Source organism: Microbacterium sp. 05N427 (assembly GCF_056397105.1).
In genome coordinates this window covers 81,025-97,563 of the sequence record NZ_JBFTMT010000007.1, presented here as the reverse complement: position 1 = coordinate 97,563, position 16,539 = coordinate 81,025, and the positions used below count along the sequence as shown (strand labels likewise).

16 protein-coding genes are annotated in these 16,539 nt (G+C 69.7%); 4 read left to right on the top strand and 12 right to left on the bottom strand.

The features are described 5' to 3' along the window. Positions 1 to 37: 37 nt before the first annotated feature. Positions 38 to 469 (top strand): MepB family protein, encoded by a 432-nt coding sequence (locus AC1DG4_RS08480; RefSeq protein WP_477376873.1) that lies wholly within the window; start codon positions 38 to 40, stop codon positions 467 to 469. Positions 470 to 471: 2 nt separating this feature from the next. Here AC1DG4_RS08480 and AC1DG4_RS08475 read toward each other — a convergent pair whose 3' ends face one another. The 12 genes from AC1DG4_RS08475 to AC1DG4_RS08420 all read right to left on the bottom strand — a co-directional run bounded on the left by AC1DG4_RS08475 (position 472) and on the right by AC1DG4_RS08420 (position 12,341). Continuing rightward, a complete protein-coding gene (locus tag AC1DG4_RS08475) occupies positions 472 to 1,329 on the bottom strand; it encodes a transposase (protein ID WP_477376871.1) in 858 nt (285 codons plus the stop codon). Then, a complete protein-coding gene (locus tag AC1DG4_RS08470; protein WP_477376869.1) occupies positions 1,326 to 1,637 on the bottom strand; it encodes a YciI family protein in 312 nt (103 codons plus the stop codon). Before AC1DG4_RS08470 ends, AC1DG4_RS08475 begins: the two co-directional genes overlap by 4 nt. Before the next feature lie 10 nt (positions 1,638 to 1,647). Next, positions 1,648 to 1,806, bottom strand: a complete 159-nt coding sequence (locus tag AC1DG4_RS08465; protein ID WP_477376867.1) for a hypothetical protein — start codon at positions 1,804 to 1,806, stop codon at positions 1,648 to 1,650. A gap of 130 nt (positions 1,807 to 1,936) precedes the next feature. Further along, a complete protein-coding gene (locus AC1DG4_RS08460) occupies positions 1,937 to 3,355 on the bottom strand; it encodes an NAD(P)/FAD-dependent oxidoreductase (protein WP_477421181.1) in 1,419 nt (472 codons plus the stop codon). A gap of 13 nt (positions 3,356 to 3,368) precedes the next feature. Further along, a complete protein-coding gene (locus tag AC1DG4_RS08455) occupies positions 3,369 to 4,682 on the bottom strand; it encodes a S8 family serine peptidase (RefSeq protein WP_477376864.1) in 1,314 nt (437 codons plus the stop codon). Positions 4,683 to 4,692: 10 nt separating this feature from the next. Next, positions 4,693 to 5,214, bottom strand: a complete 522-nt coding sequence (locus AC1DG4_RS08450) for a DUF501 domain-containing protein (RefSeq protein WP_477376863.1) — start codon at positions 5,212 to 5,214, stop codon at positions 4,693 to 4,695. 34 nt (positions 5,215 to 5,248) lie between these two features. Then, positions 5,249 to 5,764 carry an FtsB family cell division protein gene (locus AC1DG4_RS08445; RefSeq protein WP_477376861.1) on the bottom strand — a complete coding sequence of 172 codons (516 nt, stop codon included), beginning with the start codon at positions 5,762 to 5,764 and terminating at the stop codon, positions 5,249 to 5,251. A gap of 68 nt (positions 5,765 to 5,832) precedes the next feature. Further along, a complete protein-coding gene (gene eno, locus AC1DG4_RS08440) occupies positions 5,833 to 7,107 on the bottom strand; it encodes a phosphopyruvate hydratase (RefSeq protein WP_477421203.1) in 1,275 nt (424 codons plus the stop codon). Positions 7,108 to 7,130: 23 nt separating this feature from the next. Further along, on the bottom strand, positions 7,131 to 8,243 hold the full coding sequence (locus AC1DG4_RS08435; RefSeq protein ID WP_477376857.1) for a substrate-binding domain-containing protein: 1,113 nt from the start codon (positions 8,241 to 8,243) through the stop codon (positions 7,131 to 7,133). 74 nt (positions 8,244 to 8,317) lie between these two features. After that, positions 8,318 to 9,646, bottom strand: coding sequence for a multiple monosaccharide ABC transporter permease (gene mmsB, locus AC1DG4_RS08430; RefSeq protein ID WP_477376855.1), 1,329 nt, complete (start codon positions 9,644 to 9,646; stop codon positions 8,318 to 8,320). Next, positions 9,643 to 11,163, bottom strand: coding sequence for a multiple monosaccharide ABC transporter ATP-binding protein (gene mmsA, locus AC1DG4_RS08425; RefSeq protein ID WP_477377348.1), 1,521 nt, complete (start codon positions 11,161 to 11,163; stop codon positions 9,643 to 9,645). Before mmsA ends, mmsB begins: the two co-directional genes overlap by 4 nt. 164 nt (positions 11,164 to 11,327) lie before the next feature. Beyond that, complete coding sequence (locus AC1DG4_RS08420; RefSeq protein ID WP_477376853.1) at positions 11,328 to 12,341, bottom strand: LacI family DNA-binding transcriptional regulator; 1,014 nt, start codon at positions 12,339 to 12,341, stop codon at positions 11,328 to 11,330. A gap of 179 nt (positions 12,342 to 12,520) precedes the next feature. Here AC1DG4_RS08420 and AC1DG4_RS08415 point away from each other — a divergent pair, with 179 nt between their 5' ends. The 3 genes from AC1DG4_RS08415 (at position 12,521) to AC1DG4_RS08405 (ending at position 16,505) form a co-directional block, all read left to right on the top strand. Beyond that, positions 12,521 to 14,008: an amidohydrolase family protein gene (locus tag AC1DG4_RS08415; RefSeq protein WP_477376851.1), complete on the top strand. Its 1,488-nt coding sequence runs from the start codon at positions 12,521 to 12,523 to the stop codon at positions 14,006 to 14,008. Between the two features lie 176 nt (positions 14,009 to 14,184). Next, positions 14,185 to 15,573, top strand: a complete 1,389-nt coding sequence (locus tag AC1DG4_RS08410; protein ID WP_477421180.1) for a serine hydrolase domain-containing protein — start codon at positions 14,185 to 14,187, stop codon at positions 15,571 to 15,573. Then, entirely contained in the window at positions 15,570 to 16,505 is a 936-nt protein-coding gene (locus tag AC1DG4_RS08405; RefSeq protein ID WP_477376847.1) for a serine hydrolase, read from the top strand. The genes AC1DG4_RS08410 and AC1DG4_RS08405 overlap by 4 nt, the downstream gene beginning before the upstream one ends. The last annotated feature ends 34 nt before the right edge of the window (positions 16,506 to 16,539 follow it).

Sequence of the window (16,539 nt, the reverse complement as noted above, 5' to 3'; positions counted from 1 at the left end):
ATCGAGGCTCCTGGATCGCACGCGATACCTTGGCAGCATGGGATTCCCTGCGTTCGAGACCTATGCGGCCGTCCGGCGGATACCTGTTGCGGTGACTCCGGCCGCGCAGAACAGCGACTACGAGTCGGGGGTCGCTCGAATCGGCGACGAGACATGGCACATCCGGACCGCACGGAACACTCCGACCAAGCCGGGCGCCTTCGTCGCCTTCTGGCAGCGGGATGCCGGCGGAACCACCGCGCCCTTCGCTGATGACGACCTCACCGCAGGGCTCTGCGTCTTCGTGGAGCAGCAGGGCCGCCGCGGTGTGTTCCGGTTCACGAGCGCGCACCTCGCAGAGCTCGGCATCACTTCGGTCAAGCGCCTTGGCAAGCGCGGATTCCGGGTGTACCCGAGCTGGTGCGAAGGGCTGAACGCTCAGGCCGGTGCCGCGCAGCGCGCTCAGGGATCCGCGTTCCAGGAGTATTGAGATCAGGCCGAGTCGCCGGTCAGCCGGTCCAGGGCGCGTCGCGCTGCCTCCGCCGCCTTCTCGGTCGTCGCGACATCCTCGGCGGCCTGCGCCTGGCGAGACTCTGCGGTCGTCACCTCATCGCGCACGGCACTGACGGCCGTCCGGGCCGCGGACAGCTCGGCTTCGAGTCGGGCGATCCGGGCTTCCGCCTGTGCGGAGCGATTCGCAGCGTCCCGCACATCGCGGTCCGCCGCAGCGAGGTCCCGGCCGGCGCGCGCGTGCGCCTGCTCGGCGTCATGGAGCGCGCTCTGAGCCTTCCTCAGCTCGCGCCGCGCCCTCACCTCGTCCACGGGCGCAGATGGCGCCTCGGGCGAGTGCGGCGCGCCGCCTCCGACGACCGAGTCTAGGTCGAGGGGGAACTCGGCGGCCGGTTCGAGCTCGTGCACGAGTCGGCCGGATGCGACGGCCGCGGCTGCGCTCGCGTCGAAGAACGCGGCCGTGATCGTCTGCTGGACGGCTTCGAGGGTCGCGGCGGTGACCCTCTCCCCGCGTGCCGTCGCCAGCGCGGCGGCGTCGGCCGCGAGCCGATTCGTGAGGGCGCGGCGTTCGCGGGTGAGGCGCGCGAGCGTCACCGCATCGACGTCGGCCTGCGCCTCCCTGAGCTCGTCCGCCAGACGCAGCGCTTCGCCGAGCTGCTGCGCGCGCTCACGGGCGAACACGTTCACGACCCAGGCGGAGACGCTCGGCTTGCGCAGCGCCCTGATGCGCGCGGCGAGATCGGCGTCCTCCGATTCTTTCGCGCGCGCGTTCCGGGAAGACACGAAGTCTCCGTGCGGCCCGGCGTACAAGTCCGCCGCGATCGTCTCGAGGTCGGTCACGGTTCCTCCGATGCACCAGCGTCGGGACCGGGCTCCAGCCAGACGGCGTTCCAGTCCACGATCCGCGGATCCGCGAGTCCCTCGGTCGCGAACGGGTCGGCGGCGATGAAGCGCTCGGCGGCCTCGCGCGACGAGAACACGCCCATGGAGCCGGCAGCGGGGTCCGGCGTCGAGAACGGTCCGAGCGCGATCAGACCGCCGCCCGCTTCATGGAAGGCTCGGTAGTACGCCTGGTGACGCGGGAAGACCTCGAGGAGCCGGGCGCGATCGACCCCGTCGCGCAGACGGTACAGGACGACGACGTTCATCGGTTCACCCTCAGTGCCGGAAGCCCGGGCCGGTCGATCGGTCCGGCAGCAGCGACGTCAGCGCGTCCGGATACGCCATGCCCCGGTCCGGGATCCGGTACTTGTCGACGAAGAGCCCCGATCCGGCCCGGCGGTGCAGCGGGTCGACGTGGATGCGTTCCTGCGACATGGGTGCCTCCGGTTCCGAGCGCGGCGTTCGCGCGCCACCATAGCACCGGCGTCGATTCGAGCCGTGAACCGCGAACGCCCCCGGATCCTCGCTCTGGGCGGGGATCCGGGGGCGTTCTGGGAGGTCTTCGTTACTTGGCGGCGCCGACCGGCTCCTTGGCTTTCTCGGGAGCGGGCGCCGGCGCGGCGTCCGCAGCGGGACGCGGACGCGCGGCGAACTCCTCGAACACCGCGCGCGGCGACTGCAGAGCCTCGATGCCGACGATGTCGCGGCCGAGCCAGAGGTTGTTCCACCAGCCCCACAGCACGCGCCACTTGCGCTCCCACGACGGCATCGCGAGGCCGTGGTAGCCGCGGTGCGCGATCCACGCCACGAAGCCCTTGAGCGCGAGGTTGCCGGACTGGAACACGCCGYTGTAGAGGCCGAGGCCGGCCACGGCGCCGAGGTTCTTGTGGAAGTAGTCCTTGGGAGTCTCACCGCGCAGCACCGCGACCAGGTTCTTCGCGAGCAGCTTGGCCTGGCGCACGGCGTGCTGAGCGTTCGGCACGCACATGCCGCCGACGCCGCCGCCGGACAGGTCGGGGACGGCCGAGACGTCGCCGGCCGCCCATGCACCCTCGACGAAGGCGTCGGGGGTGCCCACACGCAGGTCGGCGCGGGTCTGGATGCGCCCGCGCTCCTCGACCGGGAGGTCGCCGCCGCGCACGACGGTGGGGTTGGCCATGACGCCGGCGGTCCAGACGATGAGGTCGGACGGGATGACCTCGCCGGTGGACAGCTCGACGTTGCCGTCGACGGCGCCCTTGACCTGAGTGTCCAGGTGCACGTTCGCACCGCGCTTGGCGAGATCCTTCAGCACCCACTCGCTGGTCTTCAGCGAGACCTCGGGCATGATCCGGCCCATCGCCTCGATGAGGTGGAAGTGCGTGTCGTCGAACGACAGCTGCGGGTACTTCGCGATGAGCGACGAGGCGAAGGAGCGGAGCTCGGCGAACGCCTCGATGCCGGCGAAGCCGCCACCGACGACGACGACCGTGAGCAGGCGGTCCCGCTCGGGTCCGGCCGGGATGGAGGCGGCCTTGTCGAAGTTCGACAGCAGCTTGTCACGCACGGCGACAGCCTCTTCGATCGTCTTCAGCCCGATCGCGTTGTCGGCGATTCCGGGGATCGGGAAGGTGCGCGAGACGGCGCCGGCAGTCACGACGATCTGGTCGTACGCGAACTCGTACGGCTCGCCCATGGCCGGCGCGATCGTGGCGACCTTGTTGGCGTGATCGATGCCGGTGATCTTGGCCGTCACCACATTCGTACGCGAAAGGTGGCGGCGGTGCGCGACGACCGCGTGCCGCGGCTCGATCGATCCGGCGGCGACCTCCGGCAGGAAGGGCTGGTAGGTCATGTATGGCAGCGGATCTACCATCGTGACCTCGGCCTCACCCTTGCGGAGGTGCTTCTCGAGCTTCCACGCGGTGTAGAAACCGGCGTAACCACCACCCACGATCAGGATCTTGGGCGCGGCAGTGCTCTTTGCCACGGTGCTCTCAGTCACGGAGGCTAACTCCTCAGTCATCGGGATTTTGGCGTGCAGGTGCGCGCGCCGAACGGATGCGCCGGGCAGCTGCGGTGACGCCAAGCGCTATCAGGATACCAGGCACCGTGAGGGCTGTGAGCGGCAGGGTACCGTACAGCAGCGAATCCGGGCTGGGGATCAGCGGCGAGGTGGCCCGCGTGGGCGCATCCGCGTGCGGAAGCGGCGGGATCGCGACCGGCGTCGACGTCGGCTGCGCGGGCTCGGGAGCCTGCGCCCTGCGGTGCAGCCGGATCCAGTCCGACAGGTCGCCGAGCGGGTTCTTGTCCACCGACGGCAGCGTCGCGGACACCGCTGCGGCCGCGTCGATGAGGCCGTAGCCGTACAGCGGGTCGGGGTGCGCGGTCGCCTGCGGGGCGGGACGCGCGGTCTGGATGATCTGGTTGATCACGTTGTTCGCGTCCATGTCAGGATGGGCGGCGCGCACCAGGGCGACCACGCCGGCCACGATCGGGGCCGCGCCGCTCGTGCCGTTCCAGGTCTCGATCGATCCGTTCGCGTCGACGCCGAGCAGCGACTCGCTGGGCGCCGAGACGGCGATCGAGATGCCCTGCGTGGATGCGGCCCGACTGGCGATGCCGCGCTGATCCACTCCCCCGACCGCGAGCACGCCGGGGATCGTGGCAGGGGCGCCGACCATGGCCGTGCCGCTGCCGCGGTTGCCCGCCGCCACCACGACCACCACGTCGTGCTGGAAGGCGTAGAGGAACGCGTCGTCCCAGCTGGAATCCCATTCCAGGGTGTTGGTGGTGAAGGACAGGTTGATCACGTTCGCGCCGTGGTCGACCGCCCACTTCATCGCCTCCGCCACCTGCTTCGCGAAGGGCACGGGGGCCGTGGTGCCGAAGCCGAGCGAGATCGAGAGCAGCTTCGCGTCGGGCGCGACGCCGATCATGCCCGTGCCGTCGGCGTTGGGCCTGCCCGCAGCGAGCGAGGCGACCCGGGATCCGTGATCGCTGTCGAGCGGACCGAGCGGAGTGCGTCCGTCCTCGGATCCGATGCCGGAGACGTCGGTGCCGTCCGTGACGGCGCCGTCGAACTGCGCGGGGCCCCTGGCGATGCCCGTGTCAATGACCGCGATCGTGACGCCCGCGCCGCGTGTGGTCTTCCACGCCGCGTCGACGTGGGCGCCCTCGAGCCAGTACTCCGCGGCGCGCTGGGGATCCGCGCTCGGGGACGGCGTCGGCGTCGCCCCGATCACGAGCGGCGCCGCGAGCGCGAGCGCGAGCACCGCCACGACGGATCTGATCCGCCGTGCGTTCGGAGGGCGTGTGGTCGGCGAGGTCATCGGACTCGGATCAGCGCGCCCGCGCGGCTCCAGGCTCGACGCACTCGCAGCGCTCGGGCGACCAGCGGGCGCGGCGCAGCGCCTCATCGCCGACGGGGTTGACGCCCTCCCCCGCGGCCAGCGCGTGGCCGGCCAGCGCGTGCAGGCACTTCACGCGTGCGGGCATGCCGCCCGCGGATACCCCGGCGATCTCCGGGACGTCGCCGTACTGCGCGCGGTCGGCCAGATACGCCTGATGCGCCCGCAGGTACGCGGCGGCGATGTCCTCGTCGTCCAGCAGCTCGGCGAGCTCCGGCATCACGTGCTCGGCCTCGAGAGTCGACATCGCGGCCGCAGCGGCCGGGTGCGTGAGGTAGTAGAACGTCGGGAACGGCGACCCGTCGGCCAGCCGCGGCAGCGTCGCGACGACCGTGGGATTGCCGCAGGCGCAGCGCGCGGCGATGCCGACGACTCCCCTGGCCTCACGGCCGAGCTGTGCGGAGACGACCGCGATCTCGGCGTCGGTGGGCGGGGCGAAGGGGGGCGTGGTCACCCCTCCAGGGTACGGGGTCCGCCTGCGCGACGCCTCAGCGCGCGCCCGATCCCGCTGCGGTCTTGGCGAGGCCCGCGCTGGTCACGCTGCGCAGCAGCTGACTCGCCCAGTCCGAGGACTTCTCCTGCACGGTGTCGCTGACGGGCCCCTGCTCGACGGGCTGCGCGGCGGGATCGATGTCGTTGTTGATGAGGTAGACGACCTCGCCCGGCTTGACGTAGAACAGCCGTTCCCGCGCCTGGGCGGTGATGTAGGCCGGATCGTTCCAGCGCTCGCGCTCCGCGGTGAGGGCGTCGATCTGCTTCTGCGTGACCTGCACGGAATGCTCCAGCGCGGCGATCCGCTGCCTCTGGTCGAGGTACGTGCCGAGCGTGGGCACGAGCACCCACGCACCGAGGACCACGAGCGAGAGCATGATCACCATGAACCCGCTGAGCCGGATGCCTCCGACCCAGTCGCGCACATCGACCGCGCGCGCGGAGCGCCCCGCGGCGCCGTTCGACGGCGCCGCGGACGCAGACGACGAAGGAGGAGTCCGACGTGGTGTCATGACTCCTCCTCCGTGTTCGTCAGCGGCCTCGGGCCGATGACCAGACCGGCGATGCGGTCGTGTGCTGCTCAGCCCTTGAAGCGCGGGAAGGCGGAACGCCCGGCGAAGACCGCCGCGTCGCCCAGCTCCTCCTCGATGCGCAGAAGCTGATTGTACTTCGCGACGCGCTCCGACCGAGCGGGCGCGCCGCTCTTGATCTGGCCCGAGTTCACGGCGACGACGAGGTCGGCGATCGTGGTGTCCTCGGTCTCGCCGGAGCGGTGCGAGAGCATCGTGGTGTAGCCCGAGCGGTGCGCGAGGCTGATCGCGTCGAGGGTCTCGGACAGCGTCCCGATCTGGTTCACCTTCACCAGCAGCGAGTTCGCGACGCCCAGGTCGATGCCCTTCTGCAGGCGCTCGGGGTTGGTCACGAACAGGTCGTCGCCGACGAGCTGGATCTGGGATCCGAGCTTCTCGGTGAGGCCCTTCCAGCCGTCCCAGTCGTCCTCGGCGAGGGCGTCCTCGATCGTGACGATCGGGAAGTCCTTGACCAGGCCCACGTAGTAGTCGGTGAGCGACGCGGCGTCCCAGTCCTTGTCGTCGAGGCGGTACACGCCCTCGTTGAAGAACTCGGTGGCCGCGGCGTCGAGACCCAGCGCGATGTCGGTGCCCGGCGTGAAGCCGGCCTTCTCGATCGCCTTGACCAGGAACTCCAGGCCCTCGCGGTTGCTGGGCAGGTCGGGGGCGAAGCCGCCCTCGTCGCCGAGACCGGTCGCGAAGCCGGCCGCCTTCAGCTCGCCCTTGAGCACGTGGTAGACCTCGGTGCCCCAGCGCAGCGCCTCGGAGAAGCTGTCGGCGCCGATCGGGGCGAGGAAGAACTCCTGCATGTCGATGCCGTTGTCGGCGTGCGAGCCGCCGTTGATGACGTTGAAGAGCGGAACGGGCAGCAGGTGCGCGTTCGGGCCGCCCAGGTAACGGAACAGCGGCAGGTCGGACGAGTCCGCGGCGGCCTTGGCGACCGCGAGGCTCACGCCCAGGATCGCGTTCGCACCCACGCGGCTCTTGTTCTCCGTGCCGTCGACCTCGATGAGGATCTCGTCGATCACGCGCTGCTCGCTCGCCTCGACGCCCTCGATGGCGGGGCCCARCTCGTCGATGACGGCCTCGACGGCCTTCAGGACGCCCTTGCCGCCGTAACGGCTCTTGTCGCCGTCGCGCAGCTCGTACGCCTCGAACGCGCCGGTGGATGCACCGGAGGGGACGGCGGCGCGCTGCACGATGCCGTCGTCGAGGAGCACCTCCACCTCGACGGTCGGGTTGCCACGGGAGTCGAGAATCTCGCGTGCGCCTACAGCCTCGATCAGTGCCCCCTCCCTGAAGTCCTTGCTTACTTGTAGGACTTCACGACGTCGAGCAGGGTCGGGACGTTGGCGTACGCCTCGGCGGCGTTGTCCTTGGTCACGATGACCGGCGCGAGCAGGAACGACGGAACGACCTTGACGCCGTTGTTGTACGACTTGGTGTCGTTGACGTCGACCTTGTCGCCCTTCTGCAGCTCCTGGGCCATCTTGATCGCCTGGGCGACGAGCAGCGTGGTGTCCTTGTTGATCGTGGAGTACTGCACGCCCTCCATGATCGACTTGACGGACTCGACCTCGGAGTCCTGACCGGTGACGACGGGGACGGTCTTGCCGGCCTGCTGCACCGAGGTGATGATGGCGCGGGCGAGGGTGTCGTTCGGGCTCAGCACGCCGTCGAGCGTGGCCGAGCTGTAGCTGGAGGTGAGCAGCGAGTCCATACGGCGCTGCGCGTTCTCCGCCTTCCAGCCGTCGGTCGCCGTCTGGGTGATCTCGGTCTGACCCGAGACGACCTTGAGCGTGCCGTCCTTGATCTTCGGCTCCAGCACGTCCATCGCGCCCTTGAAGAAGACCGCCGAGTTCGCGTCGTCCGCGGACCCGGAGAACAGCTCGATGTTGTACGGCGCCGGGTGGCCCGCACGCTTGGCGAGGCCGTCGAGCAGCGCCTGGCCCTGCAGCTGGCCGACCTTGAAGTTGTCGAACGCGACGTAGTAGTCCACCGCGTCCGTGTTCTCGATCAGACGGTCGTAGGCGATCACGGTCGCGCCGGCGTCGTGCGCGGCCTTGACCTGGGTGGACAGCTGCTTGCCGTCCTTCGCGCCGATGATGATGACCTTCGCACCGCCGGTGACCATGGCCTGGATCTGGTTCTGCTGCTCGGCGACCGTGTTGCTGGCCGGCGCGTACTGCACGTCGGGCTTGAAGCCCGCCTTGGTCAGACCGTCGGTGAACAGCTTGCCCGCGAGCACCCAGTTCTCACTGGTCTTGTCCGGCAGGGCGACACCGATCTTGGCGTCGGCGGCGAAGCCCTTCGCGGCCGCGCCGCTCGAGGCGGGGGTTCCGCCGCGCTCGGACGAGCAGCCGGTGAGGGCGAAGGCACCCGCGACGACGATCGCTGTTGCCGAAAGGAGGATCTTCTTCATTGGGATCTCTTTCTCTCTTGATGTGTGCATCTCAGGTGAATGCAGGATCGTGCCGCGAGCGGCGCGGACCTCTTTTACTTGCCGCTCGCGGTGCCGGGAGCGGTGGTGGCGAAGGGTTCCTCCGCGCGGGAGAAACGACGGGTGATGAAGCCGGTGAGCGAGGGCCGGCCCTGCTGTTTGTTCCAGACGTCGACCGCGACGGCGAGCAGCAGCACGAGGCCCTTGACCATCGAGACCACGTCGGCGCCGAAGCCGAGGAGGGCCATGCCGTTGTTGAGGAAGGCCATCACCAGACCACCGATGATGGATCCGATCACGGTGCCGATGCCGCCGGAGACCGCCGCACCGCCGATGAACACCGCGGCGATCGCGTCGAGCTCCCAGCCGTTGCCGTCCTGAGGACCCGAGGCGGTGGCGCGGGCGACGTAGATCATCGCAGCGACCGAGGCGAGCACCGACATGTTCATCATCACGAAGAAGTCGGTCCAGCGGTCCTTCACACCGCTCAGGCGGGCGGCCTGGCGGTTGCCGCCGACCGCGTACAGGTGACGACCGAACACGGTGTTGCGGGTGACGAACGTGTAGACGATGACGAGCACCAGCAGGATCACGCCGGAGACCGGGAAGCTCGTGCCAGGACGACCGGTGGCGAACAGCCAGCCCGCCACCAGGATCAGGGCGGACAGGATGACGACCTTCACAGCACTCACCCATACCGGCGCGACGTCGGTGCCGGCCTTGCGCTGCGAGCGCCGCAGGAAGCCCTCGAACACGACGACCCACACCACGGCCAGGACCGCGAGCAGCATGGTGAGGAAGTTGAACGGAACCGGGATCGGCAGCTCAGGCAGGTAGCCGGCGCCGATGTACTGGAAGTCAGCGGGGACCGCGACAGAGGTGGACTGGCCGACCCACTGGTTCGCGCCGCGGAAGAACAGCATGCCGGCCAGGGTCACGATGAACGCGGGCACCCCGACGAAGGCGACCCAGAAGCCCTGCCATGCGCCGACGAGCACGCCGAGCCCGAGACCCAGCAGGATTGCCGCCCACCAGGGGAAATGCCAGTCGGCCATCGACTTGGCGACGACGATGCCGACGAAAGCGGCGACCGAGCCGACCGACAGGTCGATGTGACCCATGATGATGACCATCACCATGCCGATCGCGAGGATCAGGATGTAGGAGTACTGGTTGACGACGTTGATCAGGTTGCCGGGCGACAGCGTCAGCCCGCCGGTCCAGACCTGGAAGATGATGATGATCACGACCAGGGATCCGAGGATGCCGAACTGGCGGAGCGTGGATTGACCGCCGCCCATCATCTTGGAGATGTCGCGGAAGCGGAAGCCCTCCTCCGGAGCCGGCGTCGTCGTCGGAGGGGTCGGGGTGGTCGTGGTGCTCATGCGGAGGCTTTCTGGGTAAGGGAGGTCATGCTGCGCATGAGCGCCTCCGGGGTTGCTTCGGATGCCGGGAGGCAGTCGGTGACCCGCCCCTCGAACACGGTGTAGATGCGGTCGGACATGCCGAGCAGCTCCGGCAGCTCGCTGGAGATGACGATGACGCCTTTGCCCTGCGCGGCGAGTTCGTTGATGATGCCGTAGATCTCGTACTTGGCGCCGACGTCGATGCCGCGCGTGGGCTCGTCCAGGATCAGCAGATCCGGATCCGTGAACATCCACTTCGCCAGCACGACCTTCTGCTGGTTGCCGCCGGAGAGCGTGCCGACGCCCTGGTCGACGGTCGGGGTCTTGATCCGCAGGGACTTGCGGTAGCGCTCCGCGACCTTCGCCTCCTCGATGTCGTTGACGACGCCGTTGCGGGCGATCTTGGAGAGCTTGGCCGAGACGATCGAGCGCTTGATCGTGTCGAGCAGGTTGAGGCCCAGCACCTTGCGGTCCTCGCTGACGTAGGCGAGACCGTGCCGGATCGCGCTTCTGACGTCGGGAAGGGTGATCTCGCGACCGTCCTTGACGATGGTGCCGGAGAGGTACTGGCCGTAGGAGCGCCCGAAGATGCTCATCGCGAACTCGGTGCGGCCGGCGCCCATGAGCCCCGCGATGCCGACGACCTCACCGCGGCGCACCTGGATGCTGGAGCCCTTGACGACCATGCGCTCGGCCACCGAGGGGTGCCGCACCCACCAGTCCTTGACCTCGAAGAACACATCGCCGATCTCCGGGGTGCGGTCGGGGTAGCGACTCTCGAGCGAACGGCCGACCATTCCGCGGATGATGCGGTCCTCGTTGATCTCGCCGCGTCCGACGTCGAGGGTCTCGACCGTGCGTCCGTCGCGGATGATCGTGATCTCATCGGCGATCTGCTCGATCTCGTTGAGCTTGTGGCTGATGATGATCGAGGTGATCCCCTTGGCCTTCAGCCCCAGGATCAGATCGAGCAGGTGCTGCGAGTCGTTCTCGTTCAGCGCCGCCGTCGGCTCGTCGAGGATGAGCAGCTTGACGTCCTTGTTGAGCGCCTTGGCGATCTCGATGAGCTGCTGCTTGCCGACGCCGAGGTGCTTGACGGCGACGTCGGGGTCCTCGCGGAGACCGACGCGGGCGAGGAGCTCGACCGTGCGCTGCTTCTGCGCGGTCCAGTCGATGCGCGGGCCGCGACGGATCTCGTTGCCGAGGAAGATGTTCTCGGCGATCGAGAGCTCGGGGATCAGCGCGAGCTCCTGGTGGATGATCACGATTCCGGCATGCTCGCTCGCCGCGATGTCCTTGAACCGCTGCTCCTGCCCGTAGAGCAAGATCTCGCCGTCGTAGCTGCCGTACGGGTACACCCCGGACAGCACCTTCATGAGGGTGGACTTGCCGGCGCCGTTCTCGCCGCAGATGGCGTGCACCTCGCCGGTGCGAACGGTGATCGACACTTCCGAGAGGGCCTTCACGCCCGGGAACTCCTTCGTGATGCTGCGCATCTCGAGGATCGGTCCCGCCACAGTGGGCAACGCCGTCGTCTCGCTCACGGATCTCCTTCGATACCAGGTCCGATGATGTTACCGTCAATGTTACCGTTCACATCGGGATACATCGTGCCTCCCGCGCTTCGGCAGTGTCAAGTGCCGCAGCCGAATTCGTGTCCTTACCGTGACGCCGCGGATTCGCGTCCGCACAGCACCGGGACGACGGGCCCGAAGGCCGGCACCGTCTCACCGCGCAGCTGCGCCAGCAGGATCCGCACGGCGCGGCGGCCGAGCTCGGCGAAGTCCTGATGCACGGTCGTCAGCGGCGGAGCGACATGTGCCGCGACCGGAATGTCATCGAAGCCGACGACGCTCACATCGATCGGCACCCGGAGCCCTGCGTCCCGGAAGCCGTGCATGAGGCCGATCGCCATGAGGTCGTTCGCCGCGAACACGGCCGTGAAGTCCCGCCGGCGGGCCAGCTCCTGACCCGCGAAGTAGCCGAAGTCGGCGGTCCAGTCGCCGCGGATCGGGGGGATCGTGGGCAGGTCGGCATCGCGCATCGCGTCCAGGTAACCGCGCATGCGCGACTCGGCCTCGATCCAGTCCTGGGGTCCCGCGAGGTGCAGGATGTCGCTGTGCCCGAGGCGGATCAGGTACTCGGTGATCATGCGCGCGCCGGCGAGCTGATCCTCGGAGTGGCTGAAGCCGTCGGATCCCGAGGCGGTCTGCAAGCTGACGAACGGCACCGACACGGCCATCCCCCGCAGCACGTTGAACACCCGTACCTGCGGGGCGAGCACGACGATGCCGTCGACCGCCTCCCGCACCAGCTGTCGCACCGCCGCACCGATCGCCTCGGGCGTGGTGTCCGGCAGGTTCAGCGTGCTGACCGCGTAGCGCTCGGCGCGCGCCGCATCCTCGATCGCGGCGATCGAGGAGGTCGGACCGAACTCGCCCGTGGTCGCGGCCAGGATCCCGAGCGTGTTGGAGCGGCTGGTCGCGAGCGCCCGCGCCGCGATGTTGGGCCGGTAGTCCAGGACGCGGATGGCGTCGAGCACCCGTTCCTTGGTCTCGGGCCGGATGCTGGCGTGGTCGTTCAGCACGCGGGAGACCGTCTGATGGGAGACCCCGGCGAGCCGGGCGACGTCACGGATACTGGGCATCCGGGCACGTTCGGAGGAGGTCGACATGCAGAGCCTCCTCGATGTGCACGGTCACATGGATGAGTCCATTATGGGGTCGGAGCCTTCCGCCGCGCATCCGCTTCGCCGACGCCCGGCGCATGATCTTGTCCTGGCGCACCGGAATGCGCGGGATCTTCGTCCGCACGCATGGCACCCCCGCGCGTGGGTGCTGGCACCGTAGTGGCGTGGACACTCTGCTGCGCGGCGGGCGCGTCATCGACCCGAAGACCGGTTCCGACGGTATTTCCGACCTCCTGATCACCGACGGCAGGATCGCCGCGATCGGATCCGGGATCGCCGCACCGGAGGCGGCGACCGTGATCGACGTGGACGGTCTCATCGTCGGGCCGGGCTTCGTCGATCTGCACAGCCACGTGCACTCGATCGCCGGACATCGCCTGCAGGCCATGGACGGCGTCACCACGGCGCTCGATCTGGAGGCGGGCCTCATGCCCGTCGCCGAGGCGATCGCCAGGGCCGGCCGCGAGGGACGTCCGCTGAACTACGGATTCTCGGCGTCCTGGTCCCAGGCTCGCGCCTACGCGCACCTCGAGCGCGTCCCTGTCGCCGACTTCACCGCGTCGATGGACCTCCTCGGCAACCCCGCGTGGCAGCGCTCCTCGAGCCCCGCCGAGCGCCGGCGCTGGCTCGGGCTGCTGGAGAACGAGCTCGCTGCCGGAGCGCTCGGCATCGGCGTGCTGATGGGTTACGCCCCGCGCTCCGACCCCGACGAGTACCTCGAGCTCGCCCGGCTCGCCGCCGCGGCCCACGCGCCGACGTTCACGCACGTGCGCGAGCTGATCGAAGCGGATCCGGCCACCCCGATCGACGGCTCGGAGGAGCTCGTGCGCGCGGCAGCGGAGACCGGCGCCGCGATGCACCACTGCCATGTGAACAGCACGTCGTTGCGCCACATCGACCGCGTGCTCGCGCTGCTGGACCGCAGTCGCGCGGCCGGGTCCAGGGTCACCGTCGAGGCTTACCCGTACGGCGCCGGCAGCACCGCGATCGGCGCGTTCTTCCTCGCGCCGGAGAAGCTCGCGGGCCTGGGCATCGGCCCGACCGCGCTGGTGCTCGTGGACACCGGAGAGCGCATCGCCGACGAAGCCCGGCTGCGCGAGGTGCGCGCCTCGGATCCGGGGGCCGCCTGCATCGTCACGTTCCTGGACGAGGCGGATCCCCTCGATCGCGCCCACCTGCATCGGGCGCTCGCCTATCCCGACGCGATCGTCGCGAGCGATGCGATGCCGATCTCGTGGCCGGGATCCGGCGGCGCGCCGACCGTGTACGAGCAGCGCGACTGGCCCCTGCCGGAGGGCGGTCAGACGCACCCGCGCACGGCGGGAACCTTCGCGAAGTCTCTGCGTCTGATGGTCCGCGAGTCTGGTGCCTGGAGCTGGATCGAGGCGTTCCGCCGCTGCTCCTACCTACCCGCGCGCGTGCTGGACGAGGCCTCCCCCGCGATGCGCGCCAAGGGGCACCTCACCGTCGGCGCCGACGCCGACATCGTGGTGCTCGATCCCGGCGCGATCACCGACCGGGCGACCTACGCCGATTCCACGCGCCCCTCACAGGGCGTGCGAGAGCTCTATGTGCACGGCACGGCGGTCGTGCACGCCGGCGATATCGTGGCCGACGCCCATCCCGGGCGCGCCGTACGAGGCGCTGCGTGATGGCGACGGCCCTGCGCGCCATCCGCCTCCGCTGACCGGCAGGCGCCTTGTCCCGGGGCACCAAGGTCTCGGGAAGCCTCGTCGGCCCGCACCAACGAGACGCCGATCCGCGCGAATAGTCTCGGCCCCATCGCCGTCACCCTGATCGACGGCGCACTCGACGAAGAGGAGCGCACATGTCCGACCTGAACGAAATCGGCACCTGGGTGCGGGAGAACCTCCCCGCACTGATCGCCGACGCGCACGTCCCCGCCGCATCCGTGGGAATCCTCGCCGGCGGCGAGGTCTTCACCGCAGCGGCCGGCATCCTGAACAAGAACACCGGGGTGGAGGCCGATGAGGACTCGGTGTTCCAGATAGGCTCCATCACGAAGACCTGGACCGCGACGCTCATCATGCAGCTCGTCGACGAGGGGCTCCTCGACCTCGATGCCCCCGTGCGCGACACCGTCCCCGAGTTCGCGATCGGCGACGACGCCGCCGCCTCCGCGATCACCGCCCGCCAGCTGCTCAGCCACGTGAGCGGCTTCGAGGGCGACCTCTTCAACGACACCGGCGTCGGCGACGACGCGGTCGAGAAGTACCTGGCGACGATCGCCGACGCCCCGCAGCTCTTCGCCCCCGGCGAGCGCTTCTCGTACAACAACGCGGCGTTCGTCGTCCTCGGCCGCATCGTCGAAGTGCTGCGCGGCCAGACGTACGACCRGGCGCTGCACGCGCATCTCGCCCGCCCGCTGGGGCTCACGCACGTGGCGACGGATGCCTCGCAGGCGATCATGTTCCGCGCGGCGCTCGGCCACGTCCCCGCCGAAGACGGTGGCGAGCCCGTTGCCGCCCCGGTCTGGAGCCTGGTGCGCTCCAACGCTCCTGCCGGATCGATGCTCGCGATGACCCCGCGGGACCTCCTCGGCTTCGCGGGCATGCACATGGCGGGCGGCGTCGCCCCCGACGGAACCCGGATCCTCTCCGCGCAGAGCGTCGCCGCGATGCAGGAGCGCCACGTGGACCTTCCCGACCTCGGCGTCCTCGGCGACGCCTGGGGCCTGGGCTGGGAGATCTTCGACTGGGCAGGCGGCCCGGTCTACGGCCACGACGGCGGCACGATCGGGCAGAACGCGTTCCTGCGCTTCGTGCCGTCCGCAGGCGTCGCCGTGGTGCTGCTCACGAACGGCGGCGACACGGTCGGCCTCTACTACCGCCTGTTCTCGACGATCCTCTCGGCCCTCGCCGGTGTCGGCATGACCCCGCTCCCCGTGCTCCCCGAGTCACCGGTCGAGGTCGACCTGGACCGCATCCTCGGCACCTACTCGTCCTCCGTCTCGGACTCCACGGTGAGCGTCGACGACGACGGCCGGATCTGGCTGACCCGCACGATGAAGGGGATCTTCGCCGACCTCGGGCCGGCGCCCGCTCCCGTCGAGCTCGTCGGCTGGTCCGGCGACAGCCTCATCCCGCGGGAACAGGATCACGGTATGCGGATGCCGCACGCGTTCGTCGGGGACGACGGCAGCGGCCGCGCCCTGTACCTGCACACCGGACGCGCAGACCGCCGGGTCGACGCATGAGCGCCCCCACCGCGACCTCGACCTCGACCTCGACCTCGACCTCGACCTCGACCTCGATCGCGGAGATCTTCGCGGACGCCGACGCGGAGGGCTTCCTGCACGCCCGCGAGATCGGAGCGGACGACGGGCCGGAGGTGGACTCCGGCGCCGATGAGCCCGTCGTGCTCGCCTCCGTCTTCAAGATCCTCGTACTCACCGCCTACGTGCGCGCCGTCGCCGCCGGCGCCCTGGATCCGGCCGGGAGGACGACCGTCACCGCGCGCTACCGCATCGGCGGCATCGGCACGGCCGGCTTCTCGGACGACGTACAGGTGAGCTGGCGCGACCTCGCCCAGAACATGATGACGATGAGCGACAACGCCGCCACCGATGTCCTGTACCACCGGCTGGGCGGCGACGCCGTGGATCGCGTGATCGCCGACCTGGGCCTGCACGACACCCGGCTGATCGGGTGCTGCGAGGATCTGTTCGCGTCCGTGGTGGCTGATCTCGGCGGATCCGTCGACGACGATCTGGAAGAGCTGCTGGCCGGCACGGACCCCGAGCGGCTGCTCGGGATCTCGGCCCTCGACCCCGCGCGCACCTCGGCATCCACCCCCCGCGACGTCACCACGCTGCTGAACGCCCTGTGGACCGACACCGCCGCGCCCGCCGAGGCCTGCGCGCAGGCCAGGGCGATCATGGCGCAGCAGATCTGGCCGCACCGCCTGACCTCCGGGTTCCCGAACGGGGTGACGCTCGCGGCGAAGACCGGGACCCTGCCCCGCTGGCGCAATGAGGCGGGTGTCGTCACCTATCCCGACGGCCGCCAGTACGCCGTCGCCGTGTTCACCCGCGCGCGCACGCTCGACGAGCGGCTCCCGCGCGTCGACGCCTCGATCGGTCGCGCCGGATTCGCCGCCGTCGAGCAGCTGCGCGCCGAGCGGTCCTGAGGTCCGGGCCGATCCGTTCAGGGTCGGCCCGGGC